The sequence below is a fragment of the Acinetobacter sp. MYb10 genome (assembly GCF_002980175.2).
Lineage (GTDB): Bacteria > Pseudomonadota > Gammaproteobacteria > Pseudomonadales > Moraxellaceae > Acinetobacter > Acinetobacter guillouiae.
The window spans coordinates 1,917,825-1,932,673 of record NZ_CP058272.1 but is presented as its reverse complement, the minus strand read 5'-3'; the positions used below and the strand labels follow the sequence as shown (position 1 = coordinate 1,932,673).

The following is a 14,849-nucleotide window of genomic DNA, read 5'->3' as shown; positions in this document are numbered from 1 at the left end:
CATGAGCAAAGTATCAATTGAATTAAGCGCAAGAGCTAGAAATACACACTCGCTCGTTTTGCAATCCCTTGGAAGTGTTGTAAATGCCACTCTAGGAGAAGAAATAGGATTTGATGGTCCTTGGGTATCAAAGTTTAAGAACGACAAGAAAAACAATGGCTTGACCGATCTTGAAACTATTTGCGTCTTATTGGACAAGCTTGGTCTGAAAGTAATACCAGGTAGTTATGAATGCTATGACCGAAAATTTGTTGAAGCAATTTTCTTTTTGGCTCGTATGCAAATCACCAACTCAGGCGACATCAACGATTATCAATTTGCTTCTATTGCGCCTCGATTGGCGGAATTTGGATATTAAAAAACCACTGCCAGCGGTAACTGGAGTGGTCGGTAATTCAAAACTACAAGGAATTGAATATGAAATCAAATTTAGCAGATCAATCGAATAAAGGCAATTTATCGGTCAAGAATTTCTTTCTTGGCAGCCTGAAGAGCTTCAATAACGGAGTCTATGTGAGCGATATCAATATTAACGAAAACATCCACATGTTGGCCATCTCTTTCATTGAAAAAGCCCTCTTCTTCACAAATCACAATGTATTGGCCATCTTCTGCAGCATAAACATCAATGGCATTTTGTTTTCGAATAAGTGTCATCTTAAAGCCTTATTAATTGGTTGCATTCAGTTGGTTAAATCTACTCAGAAGTTAGATTTTATTCAAGAGGTGAAAAATGGCTAGGTCTAGAAATATAAAGCCTTCATTTTTTATAAATGAAGATCTTGTTGAACTTCCATTTGAAACACGCCTTTTGTTTATTGGTTTGTGGACACTTTGTGATCGCGAGGGTTATGTCGAAGATAAACCCAAAAAAATCAGAATGTCACTATTTCCTGCTGATGATGTAAATGTAGAAAAAATGCTTAATGAATTACAAAGCAGTGGATTTTTAATTCGATATGAAGTTGGAAATAGAAAATGCATCTATCTTCCTAAGTTTTGCAAACATCAAAATCCTCATCATAAAGAGGTAATAAACGATGTACCACGGTATTTTTCAAAACCTAGTCAAGACCTAGACTTGCCTCAGTCTAGTCTAGGGTGTGAACCAGTTGGGGATGCTAGTACTATCTCTGTTAATGAAAATCAAGAATATATAAATGATTTAAATTCATTAACTTATGGTGATTCTAATGAAAACCTAGGGCAAGCCCTAGACAATCCTCAGTCTAGCCGTGCTGATATATTGATTCCTGATTCCCTTAACCGGATTCCTGATTGTGGAAACCTGATACTTGAAACCAAAGATTCTCGTTTTGATTTATCTCTCAATGAGGTGAACACAAAACTTCAAATGGGTGGATTAAAGCAGATCTCTCAAGACGAACTAAACTCTTTGATTGTGAAACTTGAGAGTAATTATTCACACAACAAGCGAATGGTTAAAAATCAAGTTTTAGGTAAAGCATTCGAATGGATAGAGCGTCAGCAACGGACACCTCTTCAAGCGCCTAAACCTGCAACGCAATATCAAACCGCTGCACAACGTACTGCCTCTGAACACGACCGTTGGAGACAAGCCGAACAACAAGCCTTTGGCGAAAGTGAGATAGATATCACGCCAAAAAAGCAGTTACTGGTAAGTGAGGTGGGTCATGCGTGAGTTCACCAAAGAAGACGCACAACGTCTGATTTCTAAAATGCGTATTAATTACGGCAAAAAGTTTATTGATCAATGGGCAGGTGTTGAGGTTGATGAGTTAGCAACTGAAATGGTTGAGCGATATCAAGGTTTATCACCGGCTGATTTCCAACGTGGGATTAAGCGTATGGACCATGAGCAATGGCCGCCAACAATCCCTGAATTCCGTTCATGGTGCGAGCCACAAACTGACGATTGGTTAGGTGCTCATGAGGCTTGGTCAATTGCTGAAAAATCTATTGGTTTTGATGGCGAAGAATTGACTGTGATCTGGACTGAGCAAATGTCTACGGCATTCAGTCGCTGTGAAGAACTGGTCAAGACTGGTGACAAGTATCAACGAGCTGAAGCAAAGAAAATCTTTTGTGATGCGTATGATCGTTTAGTGACTCAAGCAAAAGATCAAGGGTTGAAACCAGTCTATAACACGAGTTTGGGTACCAACAAAGATCAACAAATCACAGCAATACAACAAGCAGAGTTGGAGGGATTTTTAACTGCACCAGTTGCACAGGCTCAATTAGAACACAAGCAAACTGAGGCTGAGATCCAAGCTGATGCTGAGAAGTATAAAACTACAGCTCAAAAAGCTTTAGCCGAATTGGGTGCCAAGATAAAACGCAATGTGAACAAGATGAAGCCTGAGCTTAAGGACGTTCAGCCATGGGAAGCGGTGGAAGAACAGCATATTGATCCGTTCGACGATATGGAGCAGTACAAAGCGAGATTGGCACAAGATGGCAAGCCAGTACCAAACGTGATTAGAAATTATGAAATGACTCTTGCTCAGATTGTTGAGAAGCGTAGAGCAATGATGCAAGGGGAGTTGGTATGAGAACAGGAACCAATAGCGAATCACTTTACATCAAAGATCGTTCAGCTTGGGATTTGTCAGAATTCTTAAGCAGTGGTGGTCAGATCGAACATGTGCCTTATGGCGTTTCAAATGAGGTTAAGCAAGAGTTCAATAAATCAAATGCTCAATCGCACATGAAACAAATAATGGGTGCAGCAATTGCAGAGGCTAAGGCTAAGAAAGAATTAAAACCTAAGCGAACTAAAACTGAAGCTGAGATTGAAGCAAAAAGACAGAGTGATAAAGAGCGTAAACGAATTAAAGACGCTCAATCACAGGCTGTAAAAAGAAAGGCTAAAGCTGAATTAAGCGCAGAGCAAATATCAATATTCAAAGAGTTTCATTCCAAGGCATCACATGGCGATATCGCATTGCTTGCAAGGTTGACAGGTGTTTCAGCAACAACATTGAAGTCAACCATGTATGGCGAAACTGTTATGAAGAAAGATCGATGGGAAGGAGTTAAAAAGCATTTGCTGAGTTTTGACTATTCAATCAACGAAAGTGCAATCAAAGGAAGATTGAAGAAAGAAATCAATGAATTGGATCAAAAAGCATATCGAAAAGCTTATAGAGCTGAATGGCAAAAGGTACAGAGAGCCAAGCTCAAACAGATAACAGAAAAGTATTGTGGAGTGGTGGCACTATGACAACTATAAACAACCTGACTATTGAGCAGATGAGAGAGATTGTGGATGGGGCGCCTGTTGAGTGTGCTTATTACGGTCTAGTAAATAATATTGTTATTTATTATCAATGGTCTGAAGAGTGGCTTTGGCACAACTCTAATACAAATGAATATGAGCGAGATTTTAGTAAGTCAATGAAGTTTGGCCTAAACAACCTCCGCACCGCCATTGCAGAGCATGACAGCCGAGAGTTTAAGGTGGGGGATTTGGTCTGTTTCAATGATTCTAGAATCATGTTCCCAAATGGTGAAACAAAGACCAACGAGCTTTTTAGGGTTGTTCGTTCCGATGGTTTAGAGGTTGATCTAACTGAAATCGGTAAATTAAATGTCTATAAAACATGGGTTGGTGATTTAAGTCACGCCACCCCAGAAGAAATCAAAGCCGGTCACCGCATTGATGACACCACAGACAATTGTAGCGACATTCGCAACCACGTTAGCCCGAGTACGAAGGTGGTGGATTTATGAAATTTAAAAATATGAAAATCGAGATCAATGATCAGCAACCACTTGATGATGTGGTAAGGGAGTTGGAGCGGTTGGGTTATAAACAAGCAAAGGAAAAGCCAGATAACTTTAATATGATTTACGCTGGTTCTAGTGGTTATTACACATACATGAATATTTATGAGAGAAAAACCACCCTAGCCGAACTCAAGGATTTGGAGGCAGAACGTCATGGATAAGTTAATCATTGAGTTTAATAAAAAGTTCGATAAACAAAAACAAGAGCTTATTGATGGATTTAAAGCATTAGGTGAAGAAAAAAGACTTCCTAAAGCTTTAGCAACAATTGAGGGCGAACAACCAACATATAAGAATTATTTTAAAGCGGGTTGGCAATCCCGACAGGCTGAGGTTGATTTCCTAAAAGCTCAACTCGGACTCAAAAGAGATCAAATTAAAGGTTTTGAAAGTGAAATTAAAAAAACTTGGCAAGCACTTGAAGAGAAAGACAAGCGGATTGAAGAGCTTGAAAGCGCAATAAAGCATTTAAGTGGAGCAATTCACAAGTCAATTTCTTATGAGCATGATCTCTTTGATAAGGGCTGGAATGAATGTGCTGAGCGAGTAGTTGAAGATATTTATAGATTGACAGGCATTGGTAAGGGCATGCGAGGTGAGCATGAAGCTTAATGCATTGCAACGTGAAGAATTAAAACAAATGTTTGATGGTCACTGCGCTTACTGCGGTGAATTGCTTGGTGAGAAATGGCATGCAGACCATCTGAATGCTGTTGTACGTGACCTTAAAACTGGGAAGCCATCTAAACCTGAAAATGATGTTATTGAAAATCTAGTACCAGCTTGTACAGCATGCAATCACAACAAGCGGTCTATGTCATTGGAAGCATGGCGTGATTTGCTTGCTCATTATCGAGATGTTCAGATCATCCGTGATTGTCCACAGGTTCGGCATTTAATGCGATTTGGCTTGATTGAATTTGTGCAAAAGCCTGTTGTTTTTCATTTTGAGATTGTGGGAGCCAACAATGCAAATTCCTAAAGGGTGGCAAACGCAGTCGAAGCCAGTGGCTAGGTCAAGACAACCAAAATACAAGAACAAGACTATCGAATGTGATGGTCTTAAGTTCGATTCAATCAAAGAAGCAAGACGTTATCGAGAGTTAAAGATTCTTGAGCGTGCAGGGGAAATCAGAGAACTACAGACGCAATACGCGTTTGTACTCGCAGATTCGGTCAGATTTAGCAATGAGCCACGTAAGAAGCCAGCTTTGCGATACATTGCAGATTTTGTCTATCTCAAAGATGGGTGCCAGATAGTTGAAGATGTCAAAAGTAAGATTTCGAGAAGTCTTGCTGAGTATCGAATCAAAAAGCATTTGATGATGTCAGTGCATGGGATAGAGATTTTAGAGGTTTAAGGGGCAATTATGAACGCAGCGGTGAGAATTATGGATTGGTCTAAATACACAATTGATGGATGGCTTGAGCAATTTGGCGCTTGGTGTGAAACCGCTCGTTTGAAAGGTGGTGAATTGCCTGACGGATTGCATGTCAACCAGATCTATTGGTTGATTCGTGAAGCAGATAAAACGCCACGTAACTCGAAGTGTTATATCCGTTGTGAAATTAGTGACTTTGAGGCAGAGCAGGTACAGGCATTGCTGAGAAGTATTTTTAAGAGTGATTCAGTAGATTACCAAGTTAAGTATGCTGTGATGTGTTTAGTTAAGCACAAGGTGGAGAATCGAAGTCTAAGTGCTGTGGCTGAGATTACTAATCAATCAAAACAAATGACTCACACAATGATCAGCTGTGCGAAGTTTGCCATTCATTCTCGTGATAACCGCATGAAGATTGGATAGATATTGACTGGTCGACCGCAATATGGCATATTTCTGTTATAGTGGACGAAGTTATGGTAATCCACTAGATATGAAGCTCACTTATGTGGGCTTTTTGCTTTTCTGAAATTAGTCTATGCTATGGAAAAACTCAGAGTGTAGTTCAATGAATATTGATGTTCTTCTGAAGGAAATAGAAAGGCTTGAGGCTGAAAATAAAAAGCTATCAGAAATAGCAATTAATGCCACTGAAAGCCTTAGAGCTGCTAATGATTTGGCTGAAAGCTATCAAGCAATGTTTGATGATTTATTTCAATTCATTAAGACTCAGTATGATGTAGAGTTCACAATGGAAGATATACCAAAGAATTTAAGCTAATAAGTGCTACACTCCCACCGATAAATAGGAAAACACATGAATATTTGCATTGGTGGTGAACAGAGCGGTCAAGTTGTAGAGAAAAGTCCGAACGATTACTTTCAACAGTCAATCGTAATTGGTGAAAAGACATATAAGTTTTGGTTTTCAGATAAAGTAAGTTTTCATGATGCGTTTGTTGAGGCTGAGAAGCTGGCAAGGCAGGGGTGATTAAATGAGGGATAATCTCTTATTTTGAAAGGTCAATTAGGCTCATCGAGAAGTGGGCTTTTTGTTTTTGTGGTATAAATTAATCTCCAATAACTAAGGGGTTTATCATGGAAAAACATGAATTAGAAATGTTAATCAAAGATCTTAAAAACTATAAATATGTACTTGGCGAAATGGAGTTAAGGGTGTTTGTAAAAATGTTAAAAAAGGATGGGGTGAATTTTGATGAAAATCCTAAGGAAGTTGAACGTTTGTATAATAATGAAATTAATCGCCTAAACACGGATATTGCAAAGTTAGAAGCAGACTTAATAAATCTTTATTAATATCATTTATTAATTAAAACCCGCTAAAGCAGGTTGTTTAAGCCCCTCCCAAGGGGTTTTTTAATGCCTAGAGGAAAGTGAAGATGAAAGGCAATGAAGAATTATTGGAAGCGCTCGAATCAGTTGCAAATTTTATGCGTGGAATGGGCTTAGATCCACGTATCCCATATGACACAAAAGAAGCATTGAGAGAGCGTGCATCTGATGTAGATAAATTGGTTCAGAAATATTTAGAAGATTGATTGATTCTAAATTTTCCTTTGCCCCGAAAGGGGTTTTATTTTGTCTTGGAGAAAGTGGGATGAAATCTTTATTAATCACACTATGGTGCATGGTTCGTAAGCATTTTGGTTTTTGCACACATCCAGTTCATGCAGAATTATCAGTAATGATAAAAGGTATAGAAATAAGAAGATGTCGCAAGTGCCAAGAATGCATTCAGCAACATGGTAAATACTGGGTACAGTCGGAGCGCTTATGGACAAAACCGAAGCACAAAAGAACCTCAAACTACTCGAAGAAGATAAAGCGCGTTTACTTTCACTTAATCATCTTAATTCAACGTGGGCGTTTAAGAATCAGTGTGAGATGAGGGTGAAGCAGATTAATGGGTTTATTCGTAATTTAGAAGAAAGTCTAAGAGTGTAAGTGGTCGAATGTGTGGATATATGGTTGAATAATATATTAATATAGACCAGTCATTATTTTTAACTATTAAAAATTTAAATGGATAAATTAAAAATTTTTGAATCATCGCTAGAAATGATTAGTGAACTCAAAGAAGAAATTATTTGCAGCGATGTAGTAGATTGTGGACCAAGATTGGAATTGGTAGAACAGTGTATTTATATTTCTTTTAACCATGGGATTGGGGTAAATAATCTTTTAGCAAATGATTTACCTATTCAAGCTATGGTTTTGCTTAGAGCTCAGTTTGAGTCTGTAGTTCGGGCCTATTGGTTATTTTTCTTAGCATCAGAAAACCAAGTTTCAAAGTTGAACTTTAGCAACACATTCGAAGAGCAGTTTATAAGTGATACTTGTCCTGGGCTTACTGAAATGTTAGATAAATTGAGTAAAGCAAACTCACCTGCAAAGCCAGTTATAGATCATTTGTGTGACTTTAAAAAATACCATCTCAAGCAGTTAAACTCTTTTGTGCATACTGGTAAACAGTCATTTACTAGAAGCATTATGGGTGTTAAAGATGAGATGCAAATTATATTAATGAAGCAATCTAATAATCTAGTGACTGCTGCTGCACAAATTATGCTTATTCTTACAGTTCCAGATAAACAGAAATTCATACATTACCTCCATGAAAAATATAGTAATTGTTTTTATCTAGTTCAAGATGTAGATCCTGAAATAGGGGCTAGGGTGGAAAAATATTATACAGATGGTCATTTAAAATAAGCCTCCTTCGGGAGGTTTTTTATTGGAGATTCCTTTATGGAAGATATTGAGCTTCCGAAAGGGAGTGAGCCACTAGCAAATCAGCAACATGAAAATTTAGCCCAAGCCTATGTTGAGACTGCGAGTAAAAAGAAAGCAGGGGAAAAGGCAGGCTATACAGATAAATCAAACGCATTTCGAGCTATTTTAAGACCAGATGTTCAAGAGAGAATTAAGTTTCTACAAGAAGAACGGGCGGATGAACTTGGTTTGGACTCTTATTACGTGCTGAGTAAGTTAAAGGACAATTTAGAAGCCAGCATGAGTGGTGCAGAGCCCAACCGCGCAGCAGCTAACAAAGCAATTGAAATGCTTGGTAAACATCTTGGTATGTTTGTAGGAAAGATAGAGCACTCAGGCACTATAGAAATTCAATCTCTTTCCGATTTGATGGATGAATTAAGCAAAGGAGATTAATAAGGAGGGCATATGCTTAAACCTGAGCATAGAGCAAGACTTGTTGATCAGCACTGGCGATTAAATAACCTCTACTACATCACTGATAAAAAAGGTAAACAAGTCAAATTCAAGATGACTCTTGAGCAACTTGAATACTTCGAAAACGAGTGGTCAAGAAACATTATCTTAAAAGCAAGGCAGCTAGGGTTTACAACAGAAGTTTGTATTATTCAATTAGATGCTGCTTTGTTCATGTCTGATAAATGTGCATTGATTGCGCACACCTTACATGATGCCAAGCGCTTGTTTCGTGAGAAAGTTAAATATGCTTATGAGAAATTACCTCACCCTTTAAGAGCCGCCAATCCACTTCTTATTGAAACAAAAGAGGAGTTGGTATTTAAAAAGGGCGGTTCAGTTACGGTAAGTACATCATTTCGTGGTGGTACATTAAAACGGCTGCATATTTCTGAGTTTGGTAAAATTTGTGCTAAATATCCAGATAAAGCGCGTGAAATTGTTACTGGTGCTTTTGAAGCTGTAAGTGTTGATGGAAAAATCACGCTTGAATCAACTGCTGAGGGTAAGGCTGGTTATTTTTATGATTACTGCCAGGAAGCTGAAAAGCTTCAATTACAAGGTAGAACATTAGGAATCTTAGATTGGAAATTCTTTTTCTTCTCCTGGTGGAAAAATAGTGAATACGCCTTACCAGTTGCTGGAGAAATACCGCAGCGTTTAAAAGATTATTTTGCTGAGTTGAAGGCAAAATACAGTATAAACACCACACCCGAACAACAACAGTGGTACTGGCAAAAAGAGAAAACGCTTGGTGATGACATCAAGCGAGAATATCCAAGCATTCCATCTGAAGCATTTCAGCAATCAGTTGAAGGGGCATATTACAAGAAGCAATTTAAATTCTTATATGCAAATGGCCGAGTTGGCGAATTACCAAGTAATGATCATTTGCCAGTAATGACCTTTTGGGATTTAGGCGTTTCAGACTCAATGGCAATTTGGTTTATCAGGAAAATTTCTGATGAATGTTATCAAGTCATTGATTACTACGAAAACTCGGGTGAAGGCTTAAGACATTATTTTAAAGTGTTGAAAGATAAAGGCTACACATATTCAAAACACTACGCACCACACGACATCAAAAACCGTTCTTTAACAGGTGATGCTAAATCTCGTCTAGATATCGCTAAAGAAGGTTATGAAATCGATGGTGAAATCTATTCCGTTCGATTTGAAGTAGTGGAAAGCATAGGTGTGATGGATGGTATAGAACAGACTCGTGAAATCCTTAAATATTGTGAGTTTGATGAAACCAAGTGTGAAGAAGGTATTTCTCATTTAGAAAACTATCGTAAAGAGTGGGATGACAAAAAAGGGTGTTGGAAAGATAAACCTCTACATGATCACACCTCTCATGGTGCCGATGCCTTCCGTATGTTTGGTGTAGCAATGAACAAGCGAGAAAGAAAAGTCAAAACTCGAAGAATTCGAGGAATGGCTTAAATAGTTTGCACCTTCGGGTGCTTTTTTTATTGGTATTAATATGGCAGTTACAGATCAACATCCGCAGTACGCAGCGGTCAAAAAAAGTTGGCAATTGATGCGGGATTCTAGCTCTGTTGCTGGCGAAGAAACGATAAAAGAAGCTACAACCAAGTATCTGCCAAAATCAGCAGGTCAAATCGAAGCTGAAAAACAAAGTCCATTAGGTAAAGAGATTTACGCTGGATATTTGCAACGTGCTCAATATCCATTATGGGTCCAAGATTCATTAAGAACTATGATTGGATTGGTTTCTAAACTTACTCCTGAAATTCAGATCAAAAGCAATTTGATGAAGCATTTAGAAGAAAATGCGACAAATGATGGTTTTGGATTAAAGCAGTTATTCATCCGAATAGTTGAGCAGATTATTGAATTTGGCCGTTGTGGGCTTTACATCGATGTAGATGGTGATGGAAAACCTTATTTTGCTCTGTATGATGCACTGTCTATCATCAACTGGAAGGAGAACAGTGTTGATGGACGGAAAGATACAACATTGGTTGTCTTAGAAGAACAACATAGTTCAGGTGAAGATAAGTTCAGTCATAGTACAAAGACAGTTCAGCGTTCTTTAGAATTGAATGATGGTAATTTTGAAGTGTTCCTACATGATGGTGGGAAAACTGAAGAAAAAACACCAAAAATTGGAAACAATAGTCTAGGTTTTATTACTTTTGTTTTTATTGGTGCAACCAACAATTCTTCAAATGTTGGATCAATTCCACTCTTATCAATGGCAAAGGCTGCGATTAAGTATTACCAATTATCTGCTGACTATTTTCAATCACTTCATCATACAGCTCATCCGCAACCATGGATTAGTGGCCTATCGGATGATGATGAAATCAGTGTTACTGGTGTAATGGCAGTTTGGGATTTACCTCAGGGTGCTGAGTGTGGATATTTAGAGATCGAAGGCGTAGGCATTGATAAAACCAAAGCTGAAATGGATTCTCAAAAGAATGCTGCATTAGAAGCTGGCGCCAAGGTTATTGATACCAACACTCAAGAATCAGGTGAAGCGCGTCGAGCGAGACAAGATGATCAGCATGCGAGTTTACACAGTATTGTGACTTGTGCAGCCGAAGGTATTGAGCAGGCATTAAAATATGCAGCGCAATGGCTTGGTCTAAATCCTAATGATTATGTATTTACAGTGAAAGCTGAATTCTCCAATCAATCCTATGACATTAACCTAGCTAAGCAACTTTATGAAGGTGCTTTGGCTGGTAAAAACTCGTTCTCAACTTATTGGGATTATATTGCTACAGGCAAACTTCCTGAAGGTGGGTATCAAGAAGAATTGCTTAAGGTTGAACAAGAAACTGAAGGCACACTAAATATGGGTTAGACCATGAATAACTCGATTCAAGAGCAAGCGTTTCTAAATGCATTTATTCAGCATCAAACTTATTTGTATCGGGCATCGAGTCAAACTGTTAATGAAATGTGGCAGCTTTTAAGCAATCAATCAAATGAAATGGTTGTGAGACTTCGTGATTTGCTGGATGAATTAAGCGATCAAGAGAAAGTAGCCTTATCTGGTGCACAATACACAACACCAAAGCTCAAAGAAGTGCGCAGTCTTATTAATGAGTGGTTCTTAAACCTAAGTATCGCGCTGCCTGAAACTTTTGCAGTAACAGCAACGGCATTCGCAGTTTACGAGTCAATATGGTTATCCAAGGCACTAAATAATCCAATTAAGGAGCCTGACGGGAAAAAGTGGTATACCAAGATCAGGCATAAACCTTTAACTGGTGGTGCTTTGGTTGATAGCTTACTTGAGAATATTGCCACTACAGCACGCCAAAAAGTTGAATATGCGATTCGAGATGGAATTAATTCTGGTCAAACTAATTATGAAATCATTAAACGTATTCGCGGTTATGACAGAACCATTGATGGGAAGAAAGTTCACTTTGACGGCTTAATTGATCAATCTTTTAAAGATGTGGAACGGGTGGTTAGGACCGCGCGAAGTCATGTGTCAAATCAATCTTATTTGTCTACTTGGGATGCTTTGGGATTTGATTTCTACAAGTTCTTTAGCGTGCTGGATGGTAGAACATCATTACTGTGTGCGTCTTTAGATCAAACCATATGGAAAAAAGGTGATCCGAGTATCAGGCATCCTCCATTGCATCCCCATTGTAGATCAACTTTGCTTGGCGTAGATGCCGATGGGAAGGTTGCTGGATTAAGACCATTTGTGGCAGATAATCGAGCAGTTAAGGATATTCCTAAAGATCAGCGTGATGGCAAGATAGGTCAGGTTGATGCTAATACCTCTTACAAAGATTGGTTTCCGCACCAAAGCAAAGAATATCAAATCAGTTGGCTTGGTAAGTCGCGGTATGAATTATGGAAAACTGGTAAATATCCAATTCAACGGTTCATTGACCCTTTGACTGATCAGAAATATACATTGAAGCAGTTAAAAGAAATGGATGAGAAGACTTTTAAGGAATTGGGGATTTAATTTTTTGCATTTATATTAAATTGAGTGAAACTATACCTTTATTTTACTATTAATTTAAAAATATGAACTTCTTGCAAATATTTGAAAAGATCATTGAGATGATAACTCCATCATTTGTCCGTAAGAAAAATCTTGATCGTTATGAGAGATTAAAATTATTTTTTAATGAAAGAGATCGAATCCGAAAGCTCAATGAATCTCCTAAGGTTAAGCAACTCTTATTAAATGCAGCAACATCAGCTTTAACAGGCGCTAAAAATGCAAAAATTGATGAATTTGAATATTTTTTAGAGAAATTTGATACAGCTAATGTTGAAGATTTGTATTGGGCTTTTGTGTGGAATAGAGCTTCATTTAGGTTATCAAGAAATAGAAATGGAAAAATCACTTATTTACACTCTGTTCGAAAAGGTCGTGTTCAAATTAGAGTTTTAAATAGTATTATGATTTTATTCATGGTAATAATTCCTGGAGCATTTTATGCTGACAAAGACAATTTTAGAAATGCATTCATTGAAGTAACTGGTTTATCAAGTGGAACTATAAATCTAGGATATTGGATAATATGCCTTGTATGCCTCACCACAATAATAAAAGTTCTTTACGATTGGTACAGTTGGAGTGATTTAAACGATTTGCTTAAAAATTAATCTGAAATTAATTAAAACCGCCGAAAGGCGGTTTTTTATTGCCTGCGCAAAGCTCAGGTTCACAAATCCGCAAGGCGGTTATTCGAGGAATATTACATGTCAGAAGACAATAAAGTTGATTTAAACAACCCTGAGATTCAAGACGCAATCAAAAATGCCGTGGATGAACAGGTCAAAGGCTTGAAGGCAAAAAATGATGAGCTACTTGGAAAGAACAAAGACTTAAACACAGAGCTTTCAGGCATTAAAAAGCAATTGGAAGGGGTGGATTTAACAGCAGTTAAAGACCTTCTTTCAAAAGCCAATATGGATGAAGAATCAAAACTGATTGCCGAGGGCAAGATTGATGAAGTCATTCAAAAGCGTACTGAAAAAATGAAGCAGGACCATGACAAACAACTACAGGCTGAAACTGAGCGAGCAAATAAAGCGGAAGCATATGCAAACCAGTTTAAACAGTCGGTAGTGAAAGGTCAGATTGCACAAGCATTCAGCGGTGTTGGTGGTTTAGCGGAAGCGACAGACGATGTTACGGCTTTGGCTTTATCTCAGTTTGCTTTAGATGAAAAAGGCAATGCTGTGATGATCGATGCCAATGGCGAAACAATCATTGGGAAAGATGGCACAACACCATTGAGCCCTAAAGAATGGGTCGAAAGTCTGCGTGAAACCAAGTCGTATTTCTTCCCTAAAGCACAGGGTTCTGGTGCACCAGGTTCAGGAACATCAACTAAAAAATGGTCTGACTATACAGAATCAGAACGAGCAGCAATTGCTCGTGAAAATCCAAACGCATTTCAACAGTTATTAAAAACTAAGGAAAACTAATTTATGCCAGCTACTCGTATTGCGGATATTTTTGTTGGGGATTACTACCAAACATTAGATCCAGTGAACTCACCTGAAAAAACGGCAGTTTATCAGTCAGGAATCGTTACTAAAAACCCAGCTTTGAGCGATATTGCAAATAATGGTCAAGGCACTTCAACAATTTCTTATTGGCAGGATCTAGATGCCAATGAAGAGGCAAACGTCTCTACAGATGATCCAGATCAAAAAGGTAAAGTGGGTAAAGCGTCGCAAGGCAAGATGCAAGCACGTACTCTCTATCTTAACAAACCATATGGCGTGTCAGATTTAACGACTGAGCTTGCCAATAGCGAACCAATGCAACACATTCGCAACCGTTATGGGAAGTATTGGGAGCGTCAATGGCAACGTTATTTGTTGGGTGCTGCTCGTGGTGTGATTGCATCGAACCTTGCAAACAACTCAGGTGATATGGTTATTGATGCAGGTGCAACGATGACAGCTACAGCTATGCAGGATGCAGCATTTACCGCTGGTGATGCAGCTGATCAGTTTGCTGCAATTGGCGTGCACTCTGTTGTGATGAAGCAGATGGTGCAAAAAGACCTGATTGAGTATGTGAAAGACTCTCAAGGCAACATCATCTTAACTACTTACCTTGGTAAGCCAATCTTTATGGATGATGGTCTTACTTATGGCACAAACCAATATCTTTCAATGTTCTTTGGTACGGGTGCCTTCGGTTATGGTGAGGGTACTCCAACCAATCCAGTCGAAGTTCAGCGTGATGCCTTAGGTGGTAACGGTGGTGGTTCGGAAATCATCGTGGAGCGTAAGACTTACATCTTGCAGCCTGCCGGGTTTTCATGGAAAGGTGAGGAAGATCCAAATAAAACTCCAACAATTGCTCAGTATGCAAATGCTGCGAATTGGGAGCGTGTGTTTGATCGTAAACTTGTGCCTTTTGCTGCGGTAATCTCAGGTACACCTTAATAAACTTGGCGGCTTCGGTCG

The 14,849-nt window shown here is 38.5% G+C and carries 24 protein-coding genes; 23 read left to right on the top strand and 1 reads right to left on the bottom strand.

Annotated elements, in window-relative coordinates:
• Position 1 precedes the first annotated feature (1 nt).
• Positions 2 to 358, top strand: a complete 357-nt coding sequence (locus CQZ96_RS09110; protein WP_105713183.1) for a hypothetical protein — start codon at positions 2 to 4, stop codon at positions 356 to 358.
• 98 nt (positions 359 to 456) lie between these two features.
• Here CQZ96_RS09110 and CQZ96_RS09105 read toward each other — a convergent pair whose 3' ends face one another.
• Complete coding sequence (locus tag CQZ96_RS09105) at positions 457 to 657, bottom strand: hypothetical protein (RefSeq protein WP_105713182.1); 201 nt, start codon at positions 655 to 657, stop codon at positions 457 to 459.
• 76 nt (positions 658 to 733) lie between these two features.
• Between CQZ96_RS09105 and CQZ96_RS09100 the strand changes: the two genes are divergently transcribed.
• The 22 genes from CQZ96_RS09100 (at position 734) to CQZ96_RS08995 (ending at position 14,828) form a co-directional block, all read left to right on the top strand.
• Entirely contained in the window at positions 734 to 1,663 is a 930-nt protein-coding gene (locus CQZ96_RS09100) for a hypothetical protein (protein ID WP_105713181.1), read from the top strand.
• A complete protein-coding gene (locus CQZ96_RS09095; protein ID WP_228722794.1) occupies positions 1,656 to 2,537 on the top strand; it encodes a hypothetical protein in 882 nt (293 codons plus the stop codon). Before CQZ96_RS09100 ends, CQZ96_RS09095 begins: the two co-directional genes overlap by 8 nt.
• Positions 2,534 to 3,208 carry a hypothetical protein gene (locus tag CQZ96_RS09090; protein WP_105713180.1) on the top strand — a complete coding sequence of 225 codons (675 nt, stop codon included), beginning with the start codon at positions 2,534 to 2,536 and terminating at the stop codon, positions 3,206 to 3,208. Before CQZ96_RS09095 ends, CQZ96_RS09090 begins: the two co-directional genes overlap by 4 nt.
• Complete coding sequence (locus tag CQZ96_RS09085; RefSeq protein ID WP_105713179.1) at positions 3,205 to 3,717, top strand: hypothetical protein; 513 nt, start codon at positions 3,205 to 3,207, stop codon at positions 3,715 to 3,717. The genes CQZ96_RS09090 and CQZ96_RS09085 overlap by 4 nt, the downstream gene beginning before the upstream one ends.
• The gene (locus CQZ96_RS09080) at positions 3,714 to 3,935 is read left to right on the top strand and encodes a hypothetical protein (RefSeq protein WP_105713178.1); all 222 of its coding nucleotides are present in this window, start codon (positions 3,714 to 3,716) and stop codon (positions 3,933 to 3,935) included. The genes CQZ96_RS09085 and CQZ96_RS09080 overlap by 4 nt, the downstream gene beginning before the upstream one ends.
• Positions 3,928 to 4,386: a gp58-like family protein gene (locus CQZ96_RS21670; protein WP_228722793.1), complete on the top strand. Its 459-nt coding sequence runs from the start codon at positions 3,928 to 3,930 to the stop codon at positions 4,384 to 4,386. Before CQZ96_RS09080 ends, CQZ96_RS21670 begins: the two co-directional genes overlap by 8 nt.
• Positions 4,376 to 4,756 carry an HNH endonuclease gene (locus CQZ96_RS09070; protein ID WP_105713177.1) on the top strand — a complete coding sequence of 127 codons (381 nt, stop codon included), beginning with the start codon at positions 4,376 to 4,378 and terminating at the stop codon, positions 4,754 to 4,756. Before CQZ96_RS21670 ends, CQZ96_RS09070 begins: the two co-directional genes overlap by 11 nt.
• Positions 4,743 to 5,135, top strand: a complete 393-nt coding sequence (locus CQZ96_RS09065) for a DUF1064 domain-containing protein (protein WP_105713176.1) — start codon at positions 4,743 to 4,745, stop codon at positions 5,133 to 5,135. Before CQZ96_RS09070 ends, CQZ96_RS09065 begins: the two co-directional genes overlap by 14 nt.
• Positions 5,136 to 5,144: 9 nt before the next feature.
• Positions 5,145 to 5,579 (top strand): hypothetical protein, encoded by a 435-nt coding sequence (locus CQZ96_RS09060; RefSeq protein ID WP_105713175.1) that lies wholly within the window; start codon positions 5,145 to 5,147, stop codon positions 5,577 to 5,579.
• Positions 5,580 to 5,724: 145 nt separating this feature from the next.
• On the top strand, positions 5,725 to 5,937 hold the full coding sequence (locus CQZ96_RS09055) for a hypothetical protein (RefSeq protein ID WP_105713174.1): 213 nt from the start codon (positions 5,725 to 5,727) through the stop codon (positions 5,935 to 5,937).
• A 36-nt stretch (positions 5,938 to 5,973) separates the two neighbouring features.
• On the top strand, positions 5,974 to 6,147 hold the full coding sequence (locus CQZ96_RS09050) for a hypothetical protein (protein WP_171287897.1): 174 nt from the start codon (positions 5,974 to 5,976) through the stop codon (positions 6,145 to 6,147).
• 107 nt (positions 6,148 to 6,254) lie between these two features.
• Positions 6,255 to 6,473 carry a hypothetical protein gene (locus tag CQZ96_RS09045; protein ID WP_105713173.1) on the top strand — a complete coding sequence of 73 codons (219 nt, stop codon included), beginning with the start codon at positions 6,255 to 6,257 and terminating at the stop codon, positions 6,471 to 6,473.
• A gap of 83 nt (positions 6,474 to 6,556) precedes the next feature.
• Positions 6,557 to 6,715: a hypothetical protein gene (locus CQZ96_RS09040; RefSeq protein WP_171287896.1), complete on the top strand. Its 159-nt coding sequence runs from the start codon at positions 6,557 to 6,559 to the stop codon at positions 6,713 to 6,715.
• A gap of 235 nt (positions 6,716 to 6,950) precedes the next feature.
• The gene (locus CQZ96_RS09035; protein WP_171287895.1) at positions 6,951 to 7,121 is read left to right on the top strand and encodes a hypothetical protein; all 171 of its coding nucleotides are present in this window, start codon (positions 6,951 to 6,953) and stop codon (positions 7,119 to 7,121) included.
• Between the two features lie 78 nt (positions 7,122 to 7,199).
• Positions 7,200 to 7,889: a DUF6988 family protein gene (locus CQZ96_RS09030; protein WP_171287894.1), complete on the top strand. Its 690-nt coding sequence runs from the start codon at positions 7,200 to 7,202 to the stop codon at positions 7,887 to 7,889.
• Between the two features lie 36 nt (positions 7,890 to 7,925).
• Complete coding sequence (locus CQZ96_RS09025) at positions 7,926 to 8,345, top strand: hypothetical protein (protein ID WP_105713172.1); 420 nt, start codon at positions 7,926 to 7,928, stop codon at positions 8,343 to 8,345.
• A gap of 12 nt (positions 8,346 to 8,357) precedes the next feature.
• Positions 8,358 to 9,851 (top strand): terminase, encoded by a 1,494-nt coding sequence (locus tag CQZ96_RS09020; RefSeq protein WP_105713171.1) that lies wholly within the window; start codon positions 8,358 to 8,360, stop codon positions 9,849 to 9,851.
• Between the two features lie 40 nt (positions 9,852 to 9,891).
• Positions 9,892 to 11,244 carry a DUF4055 domain-containing protein gene (locus tag CQZ96_RS09015; protein ID WP_105713170.1) on the top strand — a complete coding sequence of 451 codons (1,353 nt, stop codon included), beginning with the start codon at positions 9,892 to 9,894 and terminating at the stop codon, positions 11,242 to 11,244.
• A gap of 3 nt (positions 11,245 to 11,247) precedes the next feature.
• Complete coding sequence (locus tag CQZ96_RS09010) at positions 11,248 to 12,375, top strand: minor capsid protein (protein ID WP_105713169.1); 1,128 nt, start codon at positions 11,248 to 11,250, stop codon at positions 12,373 to 12,375.
• A 98-nt stretch (positions 12,376 to 12,473) separates the two neighbouring features.
• The gene (locus tag CQZ96_RS09005; protein WP_105713168.1) at positions 12,474 to 13,025 is read left to right on the top strand and encodes a hypothetical protein; all 552 of its coding nucleotides are present in this window, start codon (positions 12,474 to 12,476) and stop codon (positions 13,023 to 13,025) included.
• Positions 13,026 to 13,121: 96 nt separating this feature from the next.
• On the top strand, positions 13,122 to 13,853 hold the full coding sequence (locus tag CQZ96_RS09000; protein ID WP_105713167.1) for a hypothetical protein: 732 nt from the start codon (positions 13,122 to 13,124) through the stop codon (positions 13,851 to 13,853).
• Positions 13,854 to 13,856: 3 nt separating this feature from the next.
• Positions 13,857 to 14,828: a major capsid protein gene (locus tag CQZ96_RS08995; RefSeq protein ID WP_105713166.1), complete on the top strand. Its 972-nt coding sequence runs from the start codon at positions 13,857 to 13,859 to the stop codon at positions 14,826 to 14,828.
• The last annotated feature ends 21 nt before the right edge of the window (positions 14,829 to 14,849 follow it).